This is a genomic window from Nonlabens sp. Asnod3-H03, assembly GCF_045063665.1.
GTDB classification, from domain to species: Bacteria; Bacteroidota; Bacteroidia; order Flavobacteriales; family Flavobacteriaceae; genus Nonlabens; species Nonlabens ulvanivorans.
This window is the reverse complement of sequence record NZ_JBEFOD010000008.1, coordinates 93081-107572: the sequence shown is the minus strand read 5'-3', so window position 1 is coordinate 107572 and position 14492 is coordinate 93081. Positions and strand designations below refer to the sequence as shown.

General features: G+C 34.8%; 9 protein-coding genes and 1 tRNA gene. 9 read left to right on the top strand and 1 reads right to left on the bottom strand.

Translation table 11 applies throughout. The features are described 5' to 3' along the window. The first annotated feature begins 273 nt into the window (after positions 1-273). Positions 274-1755, top strand: coding sequence for a hypothetical protein (locus tag ACJJVI_RS03740; protein ID WP_036584142.1), 1482 nt, complete (start codon positions 274-276; stop codon positions 1753-1755). A gap of 82 nt (positions 1756-1837) precedes the next feature. Here the strand turns inward: ACJJVI_RS03740 and ACJJVI_RS03735 are convergent, their stop codons facing one another. Next, the gene (locus ACJJVI_RS03735; protein ID WP_042271002.1) at positions 1838-3223 is read right to left on the bottom strand and encodes a dipeptidase; all 1386 of its coding nucleotides are present in this window, start codon (positions 3221-3223) and stop codon (positions 1838-1840) included. A gap of 111 nt (positions 3224-3334) precedes the next feature. On the opposite strand from ACJJVI_RS03735, the gene ACJJVI_RS03730 reads away from it, so the two are divergent. The 8 genes from ACJJVI_RS03730 to ACJJVI_RS03695 all read left to right on the top strand — a co-directional run bounded on the left by ACJJVI_RS03730 (position 3335) and on the right by ACJJVI_RS03695 (position 14466). Next, a tRNA-Leu gene (locus tag ACJJVI_RS03730) sits at positions 3335-3416 on the top strand. A 110-nt stretch (positions 3417-3526) separates the two neighbouring features. Further along, positions 3527-4705, top strand: coding sequence for a tyrosine-type recombinase/integrase (locus ACJJVI_RS03725; protein WP_405350459.1), 1179 nt, complete (start codon positions 3527-3529; stop codon positions 4703-4705). 443 nt (positions 4706-5148) lie between these two features. Beyond that, entirely contained in the window at positions 5149-8040 is a 2892-nt protein-coding gene (locus ACJJVI_RS03720) for a DEAD/DEAH box helicase (protein ID WP_405350456.1), read from the top strand. A 216-nt stretch (positions 8041-8256) separates the two neighbouring features. Then, positions 8257-8535: a hypothetical protein gene (locus ACJJVI_RS03715; protein WP_405350453.1), complete on the top strand. Its 279-nt coding sequence runs from the start codon at positions 8257-8259 to the stop codon at positions 8533-8535. A gap of 119 nt (positions 8536-8654) precedes the next feature. After that, the gene (locus tag ACJJVI_RS03710; RefSeq protein WP_405350451.1) at positions 8655-8942 is read left to right on the top strand and encodes a helix-turn-helix domain-containing protein; all 288 of its coding nucleotides are present in this window, start codon (positions 8655-8657) and stop codon (positions 8940-8942) included. 140 nt (positions 8943-9082) lie between these two features. After that, the gene (locus ACJJVI_RS03705) at positions 9083-10588 is read left to right on the top strand and encodes a hypothetical protein (RefSeq protein WP_405350448.1); all 1506 of its coding nucleotides are present in this window, start codon (positions 9083-9085) and stop codon (positions 10586-10588) included. Positions 10589-10643: 55 nt separating this feature from the next. Continuing rightward, positions 10644-13235, top strand: coding sequence for a type I restriction-modification system subunit M (locus ACJJVI_RS03700; protein WP_405350445.1), 2592 nt, complete (start codon positions 10644-10646; stop codon positions 13233-13235). Beyond that, positions 13225-14466 (top strand): restriction endonuclease subunit S, encoded by a 1242-nt coding sequence (locus tag ACJJVI_RS03695; protein ID WP_405350443.1) that lies wholly within the window; start codon positions 13225-13227, stop codon positions 14464-14466. The genes ACJJVI_RS03700 and ACJJVI_RS03695 overlap by 11 nt, the downstream gene beginning before the upstream one ends. Positions 14467-14492 lie beyond the last annotated feature (26 nt).

The following is a 14492-nucleotide window of genomic DNA, read 5'->3' as shown; positions in this document are numbered from 1 at the left end:
GTTGAATAAAACCTGATAATGCTGCTGGTTATACTGGTTGCAATTGTTGAGTTACCTATAAAACTTATTTCTTAATACGTTCTTTACTTTCAATAAGTACATAATTTAGGATTTAACATTTGTTAGTTTTGTCGTTAAAAAGCTGTTGTAATTCACTATTAAATGTTAAAAAATGTAATGTTTTATTAAATATATGCTATTAGTTAACTAAGGATAAGCAGTTCCGATTTTAGTCTATTCGATATTGGTATTTTTAGGTTTCAAACTGATATTATGAAAGCTATATTTACATCTTTATTGCTGTTAAGTGTATATTTCGCCGGCTCCCAGGTTGGAATTAATACAGACTTACCAGATCCAAGTTCCATTTTGCATGTTTTTTCTGAATCTGAAGGTTTACTGATGCCAAGAATGAACACTACACAAAAAATGGCAATCGCCAGTCCTGCTACTGGGCTAATTATTTTTGATACTACTCTTAATGCCTTCCAATTTTATGATGGAACGGAATGGGTTTACATTGCCAATAGTAAGCGTAGGGATAATTATAAATTAGTTAAAGATATTTCAGATCTCGCTGATGAGCTTGTTGCTGGTAGTGGATCAAAATATTTATTAAACACAAATTATCTCTATGAAATTAATGGAACGATAGTATTCGATTTTCCTATTGATTTAAATGGTGCCTATATAGAAGGTGTAGATTCATCTGAAGATATCTTGGTTAATAATTCTACGGGTAGTCTTTTTGAAGGTTCTAAAGGTGGTGGTTTACGTAACTTAACTTTGTCTGGTAGCATTCCTTTGGGGACAAAAACACAATTGTTTGATATCAACGCTACAGCAAGTGGAGAATTGTTACTTATCAATAATACAATTGTAGCAAACGCTAGTAAGGTAGGAACTTTAGACGGCCTAAGTACCGTTTTTTTGAGTGTCACTCAATATGTAAATAATGATGATGGTTTTACTATAAATGATATTCATAGTTTTTTTGTCAGTAATATTTTTTGGACTTCCTCAAATACGGGAACTTTTATGGAACTGTTAGGTTCCTTTACAAATCTTCAAATGAACGGTGGCCGTATCGAGGCAGATAATATGGAAACAGGTATTAATGTAAGTACAAATCCTGCGATTGTAAATGATGCCACGCTATCTCAACTTAGTTTTGTAGGTGCTGGAACATTAATTGATCCTTATACTACTGGTACATATTCTGGATTTAATTTTACTAAGAATTGGAATGTAAATTGTTCTGGTATTCCATTAGAAACAGACGCGCAAGCGGTAGGTGATATCAATTTTAATTTTACTGCCGGTGGCGGTGCGTCAACTACTTTTTCTTCTAATGGTGTCCCTAAAAAATTAGCAGGAGTTACCACATCAAATAATTTGTTCCGTTTTTCAAGTTCGAGTGATAATAGAGTTGTATATGAAGGTAAGAAAAAACGATTTTTTAATGTTTCGGCTAGTGTGTCTTTTGAAGGTAATACACCTGGAGATAGATATATATTTTATATAGCGAGAGGTAGATCTGGAGCTGCTACGCCGACTGTGATAGACCAAACAGGTGTGTGGAAAGTTGTGCCTGACGGAGCGACCGTTGGAGCTACGACTATTAGGGATATCAGTGCAGTGCCTATTGTAGGCGTTTTTGATTTAGAACCTAATGATTATATAGAGGTTTGGGTAGAACGTTTCAGTGGTACAGGACAGATATTTACTGTAGCTTTAAATTTAGCTTTAAATTAATCATAGTACGCTTTCGCGAAAGCGAGTTAAAAAAAATCCCATTCAATAGTTGAATGGGATTTTTAATTCAATAACTCTTCATCTATTTACTCATTGCAGTAAAATGTTTGTAAAAATGCGGTATGGTCTCAATACCTTTAAGGTAGTTCCATATACCAAAATGCTCATTAGGTGAATGGATAGCATCACTGTCTAGCCCAAAGCCCATAAGTATAGATTTGGAGTTTAATTCTTTCTCAAAAAGAGCAACAATAGGAATAGAACCACCACTGCGTTGCGGTATAGGCGTTTTCCCAAATGTATCTTCGTATGCTGCGCTTGCAGCGCGATAACCTAATGAATCGATAGGTGTTACATAAGCAGTTCCACCGTGATGCGGATTTACTTTAACCTTTACACTTGCCGGAGCAATACTTTCAAAGTGCTTCTGAAATAATTCAGTTATCTCGTGCCAGTTCTGGTCTGGTACTAGTCGCATTGATATTTTTGCAAATGCTTTACTAGCAATTACTGTTTTTGCTCCTTCACCAGTATATCCACCCCAAATTCCATTAACATCCAGTGTAGGTCTTATACTGTTACGTTCATTAGTGGTATATCCTTTTTCACCATGCTCTGCTGCAATGTCTAAAGCTTTGTTGTAAGCCTCTTGAGAGAATGGCGCTTTAGCCATTTCGGCACGCTCTTCTTTGCTTAATTCTTCTACCTTATCATAAAATCCAGGAATAGTGATGTGATTATTTTCATCATGAAGCTGGGCAATCATATCACATAAAATATTGATAGGGTTTGCAACAGCACCACCATAAAGGCCTGAGTGTAAGTCACGATTAGGACCAGTAACTTCTACCTCTACATAGCTTAAGCCACGCAAACCAGTTGTAATACTAGGAACATCTTTTGCTATCATTCCTGTATCAGAAATTAGAATCACGTCGTTAGCTAGCTTTTCACGATTACGTTCTAAAAACCAACCTAAAGACTCGCTACCAACTTCTTCTTCACCTTCGATCATAAATTTCACGTTACATGGTAGCTCATTATTGGCTGTCATGTATTCCATGGCCTTGACATGCATGTACATTTGACCTTTATCATCACAGGCACCACGCGCAAAGATGGCACCATCTGGATGTAGTTCTGTATTTTTAATAACTGGTTCAAATGGAGGACTGTCCCAAAGCTCTACTGGATCTGGCGGTTGAACGTCGTAATGACCGTAAACTAGAACGGTAGGTAAGTTTTTATCAATTATTTTTTCTCCATAAACTATAGGATATCCAGGAGTTTCACAAATTTCAACATGATCGCAGCCAGCTTTTTCTAAAGAGGTTTTAATAGCCTCACTGGTTTTAATAACATCCTTCTTATAAGCCGGATCAGCACTGATAGAAGGGATTTTAAGTAAATCTATCAGTTCATTTATGAATCGATCTTTGTGTTGATCAACATAAGTTTTAGTATTCATGTGTTGCAAATTTTAGGTAAAGATAAGAAAGGTGTAATTTTTATTTCAGAAAGAATTTGTAATATCTGAAAAGTGTGTATATTTGCCGTCCCAAATAGGGATTACCAGAATGCGGATGTGATGGAACTGGTAGACATGCTAGACTTAGGATCTAGTGCTTCACGGCGTGCAGGTTCGATTCCTGTCATCCGCACTTTAGCTCAAAAGCCGCTGTATAAGCGGCTTTTCTTGTTCTTTGCAGTGGTTAAAATTGAGGAGATAAAACAAAGTGAGTATCAAAACGAGTATCATTATAATATCAATTTGACTAGATCTAACTACGAAAAACCCAAACTCTTTATTCCTAAAATTATAAGGAATGGTAAGAAAGTGGCAACTATTGCACCTGGTAAAAGGTGGTATGTGTATTTTAGATATGAGGGAAAGCTCTATAAGTTCTATAAAAATTTAAACCGCTTTAAAACGATTAATGAACGTCGTAGGATAGGTAAAGGTTTATGTGAAATTTATGCCGATTTGTTACTGCGTGGCTGGTCGCCAGTAGATGAAAAGTTTCATAAAGCTCATACGGAAGCATTTACTCTAGAAGAGGCTTTAAAAATGGCTCTGGATCACAAGAAAAGCAGTTTAAAAGAAAGTACCTATAATCAGTATAATACAGCTTATAATAGGTTCATGGACTGGTGTAAAAGTAATCTATTGGCTGGCATATTAGTCAATAATTTTAAACGTAAGAACTTTGCTCAATATCTCAATTATTTAAGTAAAGACGGAAATAATGCTACCAGTATTAATAATAACAAACGTGCGATAAGTGCCTTGTTCAGTAAGCTAGTTACTGACTTTATTATTGATGCCAACCCTACAGCAGGTATAAAAACTGAAAAAAGCCAACCCTTAAAAAATAGACCATTCACCGCAAAACAACTTAGCGATATTTTAAAGACCTGTGAGTCTAAGGACCCTTACTTACTTCACTTTATAAAATTTATGGTTTATGCGATGTTACGTCCTCGAGAAGTAATTAGGTTAAAGAAGAAGAGTATTCAGGATAATTTAATTTTTGTAGATACTAAGAAAGGAATGGCTACTATTAATATTATTGAGAAACTTAAACCATTGGTTACTGAGTTGGTTAACGATTGTAATACTGATGAAGATAATTTGTTGAGTTATCAAAATCAACCATTGCTATGGACTGCTGGTGAGAAAGCAAAAACTAATGTGTTTACACGTAGGTTTAAGAAAATTAAAGATAGTCTAGGTCTTGACGAAACCTATGGTTTATATAGTTTTAGACATACTGCAATCTTTCATTTATACCAGTCTTACTTAACCGAAGGTTTATCTCATAATGAGATAATAAATAAACTTTTGCCTATTACTCGTCATAAAAGTGAAAAAGAACTTTCTGCATACCTGCGCGAAGTAGGTGCAATGTTGCCGCCAGATTATAGTGAACGTTTTACTTTTGATCTTTAGAATTATCATCAAGTAACCTGCAGTTTTTTGTACGGTTGTTTTAAATAGTCTGTTAAATATTTCTCATAAAAAGATCCAAAAAACCAGGAATGAAGATTCGATGACCAACATTAAGGAGTTGTTGAATCTACAAAAAAAAAATATTCTCTGACCTCAATTACAATTCAGTTTATTATATTCACACTCCCCTAAATTGTGCACGTTCTTCTTATTGATTAAACGTGTAAGATTTAGGGTTTTTAATTTTTATATATTTCATAATAGCAAAAGCCATATGGCGTATTCAGTCCTAAATTCCTTTATTATTTATTATGTTGACTAGCCGTTTTGAAAATTTGGATAGGATTACTAAGTAAATGAAATATGCCTGTTAAGGCAATAGTAAATGCGCGGGCATCAGGAGTTTTGACTATTAAGATTAATCAATTTCTAAATTTTATTTCATGTCTTTTTTTATAGAAAACAAAGCATTATTTAAACTACAGCCAAGGGAGGGAAATGGATTGAGAAAATGCCAATTAGGTGCAATTTGGGCCTTAAAAAGTCATTTTACCACATCGTCTAATCACATTGCTTCTTTAATTAGTATGCCAACCGGTTCTGGGAAAACGGCATTGATGATGGCTACTTGTTTTGAATTAAATCTACAAAAAATACTTATCGTAGTTCCTTCTAAAATTCTTCGTAAGCAAATAGCTGAACAATTTAGAACTTTACAAGTTCTGAAAAACAGTAATTGTCTTCAAAGTGAAATAGAAGAGCTAAAAGTTTATGAAGTAACAAAAAGACAAAAAACACGAGAACAATGGGAGCTAATTTTAAATGAATATGATGTCATTGTTGCGCATCCGAATAGTATATCACCATATTACAAGGACATTGAACCAGTTCCAGTCGATTTAATAGATGCTGTCCTAGTTGACGAAGCACATCACGAACCTGCAGAAACATGGCGTAAACTAAACGATTTTTATTCTGATTTAAAAAGAGTCTTTTTTACTGCAACACCATTTAGGCGAGATAGGAAAAGAATGAAAGCTAAATTGATTTACCATTATTCTATTGACAGAGCTTTGGAAGACAACATAATGAGAGAAGTTAATTTTGTTTGCGAACAAGCTGGTATCCAAAACACAAACGAAGCACTCATGAAATCCGCTTTGGAAGTATTTCAAAGAGAGAGAGAATTAAATCCTAATGCTTCAATCTTGATAAGAACTGATAGAATAGAAGATTCTGTAATATTAACTCAACTATATAATGAAAACGGTTTTAATGTAGATTATATTCACTCAAAGCGTTCAGCTAATATTAATTCTCAACTAGTCACAAAAGTTAAAAATAATCAGTTAGATGGTTTAGTTTGTGTTGGAATCGCAAGTGAAGGGTTAGATATACCAAATTTAAAGGTTGCTGTTCTGCATGCTACGCCTCGTTCTATTCCTTACACAATTCAATTTCTTGGTCGAATTTCTAGACAACCCGATTACCAAGAAGGAAATGCCACACTTATTGCTAATAAAGACGAAGTCAAAGGTGAAGTATACAAACTATATAAATCGGATGAAACTTGGGGGAAACTTATTCCTCAACTAATTGACGAACAAATGCAAAGAGCTAGGCACTATAAGTCAAGTCAAGCAAAAGAGGCAGATTTTCAAATGCCAGAACTTAATGTTTTTTTTAGTGCTTTAATATATGAAACAGCTAATAATTTCGAATTTAAAAATGTTGGAGAAATCAATGCAAAAGACCCTTTTGAAATTCTAAGAATAGAACAGCAAAATGATGATTCGCCACTAATCATTGTAACTGCTTATCATAAACCATTGGACTGGGCAAATGGTGAGATTCATATCGAGGACTTTTTAGATGTTCATTTATTATATCATCATTCTGACAGCAATCTTTTATTTGAATTAACAACTAGTGAACAGGCACTTGCCTCATTTAAAAAAGATCTCATTGTATCTGATTTAAAAAGATTACCACATAGCAGACTTTACAAAACTCTATCACAATTTAGACAAAGTGATTACATTATGGTTGGTATGAAAAATGCTGTTTCTCAAGGAGCATCTCAACCATCATATAAAACAGTAATTGGAAGTGGTGTCCAAGCGTCAGTGAGAGCAAGTGAAGGAAGAGTCTTTAGTACTGGTCATGCTTTGTTAAAATTAGGGCTAAAAAAAACTTGGGGAATAGCTACAAAAAATGGACGTGTTTGGGCTATGAAAAGAGGTACATCTGAAGAGTTTAAAAATTGGTGTGATTCATTAGTCAATCTAATTGAAGATGGACCTGTAATAACTAATTTGCCTGGGCTTTCATTTTTAGCTAGTTCTGAACCTATTAATAATATTGTGGAATTACCAATCGCCATAATTCCTAATGACTTATTCTTTCGAGCTTATTCTACAATTATTCATGTTAATGATATTGACCCTATAAGAAACTGTATTCCAGAAATAATTCCGTTAAACTTGGATATTAATAATAATCAATTACAATGTCAACTTAAAATAAATGAATTTAAATGTGAGTTAGTAATGAATCTAACAGAAGATAAAATTTGGTCACTAATTACAGATAATGAAATTCGTGTTAGAGCTGACAAAAGTGAAAATGATATCATTGAAAAATCACTAGAAGAAATCTTAAATGAATATTATCCTTCTTTAATTATGCCTAGTGGTTCTGTAATTGAAGGAAGAAATAAAATAACACCGAATACAACAATAGAAAACTTACCTACAAGCATTTGGAAAGTAAAAGATTGGACAGGTTGTAATATACGTGCTGAGAGATATGAAGAAGCACCTGTAGCTGGTAATGTTCCTGTAATTAACAAAACAATTGAATTAATTAATCCTGATTTTGAAATTAATAGTGATGTTTTAATACTTGATGATGGTTCTCATGAAATTGCAGACTTAATTTGGTTTCAACAAAATACCAAACAAGTACATTTCATCCATTGTAAAGCCTCACATGGAGAAAATCCAGGTCGTAGAAAAGCTGATTGTGATATTCTTTTTACGCAAGCAATGAGAAGTATCCATTGGATTTCTTCTGTATCACTAATAGATAGACTTAAAGAACGTATTCAGGGTAATTCAGAATTAATACAAACTAGTCAAGCTACTTGGGACACATTAGCTGAAAATTTCAAAATTAATAATTGGAGTTATAATATAATTTTACCACAACCGGGTTTTGACATACAACAAGTATCAAATAGAGATAGAATTAATAATAATATATACGAGTTAGCAATTCCAATGTATGAACGAATTTTAGGAAGTATGGCTCAACTAGAAATATGGGGTTCATAAAAGTGTTCTTTATTGAATGGATTTTAAAATAGCAAGGGAATTAGAAGAACAAAAGGTAAATCATAAAGTGAAGGTAAGTATTAATATAAAATAGGCACTTGACAACAGATGCATGTATTGAACTAAACGTTGTATATGAATATTTGCGCTAAAAAAATGTATGCGATTTGTAGAGCTAATGTGATAATTAAGTATCAATAATGATTAAATAAAACTATGGAAAAAGAGATTATAAAAAAATTACTTTCATTGCTTACGGATGAGCAAAAAGAACAGGATATCATTGAAATTAAGGATGAAGACTTAGATGAAGGTTTAAGGTCATTTTTTTCAGAGTTTCCCATCTTGAATGTTAAGTATCAAGTAAAGGAGTCTGGTAAATTTGAGCTATTGAAAGAAAAAAACGGGAGCATTCATTTATGGGAAAAACACGTGGGAAATGACGAATGGGTAGTTAAAAACTATCAAATTAAAAGACTGTTTGGCGAATTGTAAAATCATACATCAACTCATTACATAGAAAATCTTGTGTTTTTTATAACCAGAATTGAATGGAAAAAATAATCTTCAATACTCTTTTCGTTTTAAAATAATGAATACAACTTTTTTACTCTATGAACCTAGTAATAACCACCAAAGAAGAACTTCAAGAATTAATAGAAACTTCCGTCAGAAAAGGAATCGAAGCCTATTTTGAAGAAAAGGAGTTAGAAAAATCAAAGGAAACTTACACTACCATCCAGGAAGCTGCTAAGAGATTAAAAGTGTCAACTCAAACCGTACGCAGCTATATAAAACGTGGCATAATTAAAGCTCACAAAGTTGGAAATAGAATATTAATTGAAACGGCTTCTATTGATAATGCTTTGTCTGAAGTGAAATCATTAAAATACAAAAGATAACTCTTCATTAAATTGAGGGAATCCGTAAGAAAGTTCTATGTTTTTTAATTAGCTTGTTCCCTTTAAACTATTGTTTAAATTAAAGTTTACTAGATATAGTACAAATCAATGGGTATACCATCTAATTAAGATATAACTACATGAAAAACTGGCTAAGAAAACTATTGGGAATCGACTCCATCGATCAAACCATAAGTGATAATAACACATTGCTGCAGTCTACGATAGAGGATATCTCTAAAAAAATGAGCGGTAATTCAGATACCCAATCTCAGTTAGAAAAGATCACTGATATTTTAGTGAACGCTAAAAAGGAGGACGAGGTTACCATTTTGGAGCCAGCTACTAAAATTCAATTAGGAAGTGATTCTGGAATGGTCGACTTTAATCTAGATAATAACTTCAGGTTAGATGAAAATTGGACTCGTTTAAATTCTTCAAATAGTCGTAATAATATTTTCTCTCAAGCATCTGGCGCATCAGCTATAGCAGCTACGAGTATGTATTCAGCTAGTGGCTTATATACGGCAACAGCTAGTGCAAGTGAGTTAATGGTTTATGGTAATGGAACTATTAGCTCTATAACTATGAATGGTTCTAAGTTTGGAATTCATGCAGGATTTGTTGGTGCTAACGCAGCGGTTTTTGCACCCATCTTAATATTCCAGATAGCATCCATGGTTACTGGGCAGTATTATTTTAATGGATTAAGTAAGCAGCTTACATCATTACATGAAAGTATCAATTCGTTAATAGCAATGCGTCATAACGAAAGACTGGCAAAGCTACGTTACATAAACTCTAAAATAACTGATCTTAATAAAAAGTCCTTTTTTACTACAGAGGACTATATCCACATAGATCAATTGAAATATGATTTATCTGTAATACGCTTTGAATATTTGTTAACAGCTTCTCATGAAATTCAAAAATCTATTGATAATGTAAAGCCTGAAGATACTCAAGTTATAGAGGTAATTAGCGATGATACAAATGCGTTAGAGAAAGTTAAACTTACGGTTAAAGATAAAGCTACTAGATTGACATCGTTTTTAGGTGAAAAATTTAATGATTTTTATGAAGACTCTGTAGCGCAGAAAGCGGTAAGTGGAGTTAAGAATTTTTCAGAAAATTCAAGTAGTAAAGCAGAGAAATTAACCAAGGAAATTCTAGAGAGCAAGTATTTCTTTTATTCTGATATTGCTCTTAAAGCAGAACACTTGTACCAGCTTTCAAAACTTCTAGAACTGAAAATGAATATTGCTGATAAGAATCCTGATGCTAACCGACTAGGTAAAATCAATGAGATCTATACGTCTATATCAAATTTCAACGAAGACGATAGCATTTTTGATGAAGTTGCTGCTTTAAACAATCAGTTAAGAAGCAAACTCGTCACTGACCTTACTGCATTAACAGAAAATAGTCTTACCAACAAGAATAAAATAATCGCTACCAGTAAGAAAATCACAAAAGAACTCGATCAATCTGATGACTTAATCGCACGCAAGCATTTACTTTTCGGAGATATACAAAAAATCAAAGAAGGGTTTGAAAAGCCCCACCAAATAGTTATTGATAATAGGGAAGGGAAAGCTGAACTATATTCTAAAATACCAATTCAAACAGTAAGCAAGCCTAATTAAATACATTCCATTCTTATCTTACAACCACCAAAATAAAAGAAACTAAAAACACTAAATGACCCACAAAAAACTAACCCTTTCATGGCTAGAAGGTTTCCTGATGGATGCCTGCGATATATTAAGAGGTAACATGGATGCCTCAGAGTTTAAAGAATACATTTTTGGAATGTTATTCTTAAAGCGATTGAGCGATAAGTTTGAAGAAGATCGTGCCGCACGATTAAAAGAGTTACAAACCAAAGGTTTACCAGAAGCTAAAATCAAAGAAGCACTAGAACGTGCTAATGCCTACCAATATTACGTACCAGCACGTGCACGCTGGAACTATAAAACCACTAACGAGAACGGTCAAGAAATCAATGAAGGGATTTTACACCTTAAAAAAGACGTAGGTGACCATTTGAATAAAGCGCTGGAAGCACTGGAAGAAGAAAATCCAGATAAACTTTCTGGTGTATTGACTAACGTAAACTTTAACCGCACCATAGGTAAAAACAAAAACGCACTAAGTGATGAAAAGCTCATTGAGTTCATCACGCATTTTGATAAAGTAACACTTACTGATAACCGTTTTGAATTTCCAGACCTTCTAGGTACGGCCTATGAGTATTTGATCAAATACTTTGCAGACAGCGCTGGTAAAAAAGGTGGTGAGTTCTATACACCTAACGAGGTGGTAAAACTATTGGTTAACCTGCTAGAACCAGGAGAAGAATCTTCTATCTATGATCCTACTTGTGGATCTGGTGGTATGTTGATCGAGAATAAAAATTACGTACAAGCACGTTATGGCGATGCCTCACGATTAAGTTTTGCTGGTCAGGAATTAAGTGGTACTACTTGGTCCTTGTGTAAAATGAACATGTTGTTTCATGATATTTTTGATGCAGAGATCCTGCAAGGTGATACGATAGCAAATCCTTTGCATGTAGATAATGGCGAGTTAAAACGCTTTGACATCGTGATAGCAAATCCACCATTCTCCGCAAATTATAGCGACATTAAAAACTATCGCGATCGCTTCCATCACTGGATGCCTAAAAAGAAGAAGGCAGACTTTATGTTTGTCCAGCACATGGTATCGGTATTAAAAGATAACGGTCGTATGGCGGTCGTGATGCCGCATGGTGTACTTTTTCGCGGAAGCGAAGAAAAAAACATGAGAGCATGGCTGGTAGATCGCGGTTATCTAGAGGCCGTAGTAGGGTTACCATCGGGACTTTTTTACGGTACAGGTATTCCTGCCTCTGTATTGATTATTAATAAAAAAGGAGCGGCACAACGTGATAACGTCTTGTTTATTAATGCAGACCGTGAATATAAAGAAGGTAAAAACCAGAACAAACTACGTCCAGAAGACATCGCAAAGATCAGTTACATCTATAAAAGCAAAGAAGAGCTGGATGGGTACTCGCGATTGATTACTAAAGAAGGCTTAGAAAAAGAAGATTATAATTTCAATATACGCAGGTATGTAGATAACAGCCCACCAGCACAACCGCAAGATGTAAATGCGCACTTACACGGTGGTATTCCTACGGTAGAGGTAGATGAGCTGCAGTCCTACTGGGATAACTACCTACATTTAAGAACAGCCTTACTTCATAAATCACCTAAAGATGGTTATGATGCTTTTACAGATGCGGTAAGCTCTAAAGAAGATCTCAAGAATCTAGTGTTAAACCATGATGATGTTATTCTAAAAAGAGAACAATACACCACAGGTGTTAACGACTGGTGGACGGCAAATGTGCCTAAACTAGAAGCACTGCCTACGCAGCAAAATGTCTTTGAACTATATCGTGATTTCTCCCACAGCATTGCGAGTAACTTTAGCGCGCTGGGTATTCTCGATCTACATAAAAGTAGAGGCGCTTTTGCTACCTACTGGAACAGTCTCGAGACCGATTTAAAGTCCATCGCTGCCAGTGGCTGGAATGCTGACTTAATCCCTGCAGACGATATTCTACAATCACAGTTCCCAGATGTCTTGGAAGAATTGGCAAATAACGAAGCCAGACGTGACGAGCTGGACACGATGTTTAGCGAAGTGAATGAGCTGGAAGAAGACGCCTTTGATGAAGAAGAATATGAGGTATTTCCTAAAGAAGTACTCAAAGAATTAAAAGCCAGTATTAAAGAGTACAACACCAGCATACGCCAGCATAAGAAAGAGATCAAAGATCTAGGCATACGTATCAAGGCGCATGAGAAAGACGGTAGTAGTGATGATGTAATAATTCCGCTTTCGCGAAAGCGTGACGAACACCAGCTTCAATTAAAACAAACTGAAACCCAAGCCGCACAACTTAACCAGCGGCTGGCACGTCACAATGAATTAACTGCCGAGCTCAAAACCTGCAAGGCGACCATCACCGAGATCAAAGCCAAAAAAGAAGATCTGGTAGAAAAAGCACGGGAAAAAATCACTCCAGAAGAAGCCAAAACCTTAATACTAGCCCGTTTTAAAGCCACCTTGCACGATACCGTAATGGATTATGTAAACCGCTACGAACGCGCTTTAATTGCCGAGTTAGAAACACGCTATACCAAATACCAAAACACCTTAGTCAGTATTCTAGATGGCAGAACCAAAGCAGCTGACCAATTGAACAACTTTTTAACGGAATTGGGTTATGAGGGATAATTGGAAAGAATTAGTGATAGGAAATGAGTTAAATTTCTTAGGAGGTTTTCCATTTAGCTCGTCGAAATTTAATGAACAAGGTGATGGTATTCCCTTGATTAGGATAAGGGATTTGTTAAATTCAAGTCAAGAAACTTATTATTCAGGTGAATATTCAAATTCATATTTGATAAAGGAAGGTGATGTTTTAGTTGGAATGGATGGCGACTTTCATCTTGTTAGATGGAAAAATAGTCCCTCATTACTGAATCAACGAATCTTGAAAATCAGCGAAAAGAAGTCAAGTGAGATCGATATTGATTTTCTTTTTTATTACTTAAAACCATTTTTGTTAGACGTACATAATAAGACGGCTGCGACAACCGTAAAACACTTGTCAACATTTGATGTTTCTAGAGCAGTTGATTTATTTCCACCACTACCACAACAAAAAAAGATAGCCCAGATCCTATCTACGGTAGATGAAGTCATAGAACAAACCGAGAGCGCCATTGCCAAATACCAAGCCATTAAACAAGGCTTAATGCACGACCTATTCACTCGCGGTATCGACATCAACACAGGCAAACTGCGCCCATCACCACAAGACGCACCACAGCTGTATAAAGAAAGTGCTTTAGGATTGATTCCTAGGGAATGGGAGGTTGAGGAGTTGGGTGTTCTTACTTCAAAAGTTGTTGATGGAACACATTTTACACCAACATATACTGAAAACGGAGTTCCTTTTTTAAGGGTAACGGATGTTCAAACCAATAAGATTGATTTTGAAAAGATTAAATACGTAAGTAAAGTTGAGCACAATGAATTAATAAAAAGGTGTCATCCAGAGAGAGGAGATATTCTTTACAGTAAAAATGGTACGATAGGTATACCGAAATTAGTTGATTGGGATTGGGAATTTTCAATATTTGTAAGTCTCGCGCTTATAAAGCCTAAAAAGGAAATTATCCAATCAGAATATTTATTGCAACTGTTACCAGAAGAAATTATATGGAAACAAATTAGGCAAAGAGCTAAACAAGGGACAGTCACTAATTTACATTTGGAAGAGATAAGAGAGTTTTTAATCCCATTACCAAACAAAATAGAGCAACAGGCTATTTGTAAAAGAGGGATGATTATTAAAAACAAAATCCAAACCGAGCAACAGGCTTTAGGGAAATACCAGCAACTCAAATCAGGATTGATGCAGGATTTGTTGACTGGTAGGGTTGGGGTTGTTGTGGATTAACATAAATAAACTGAATAAAACAATAA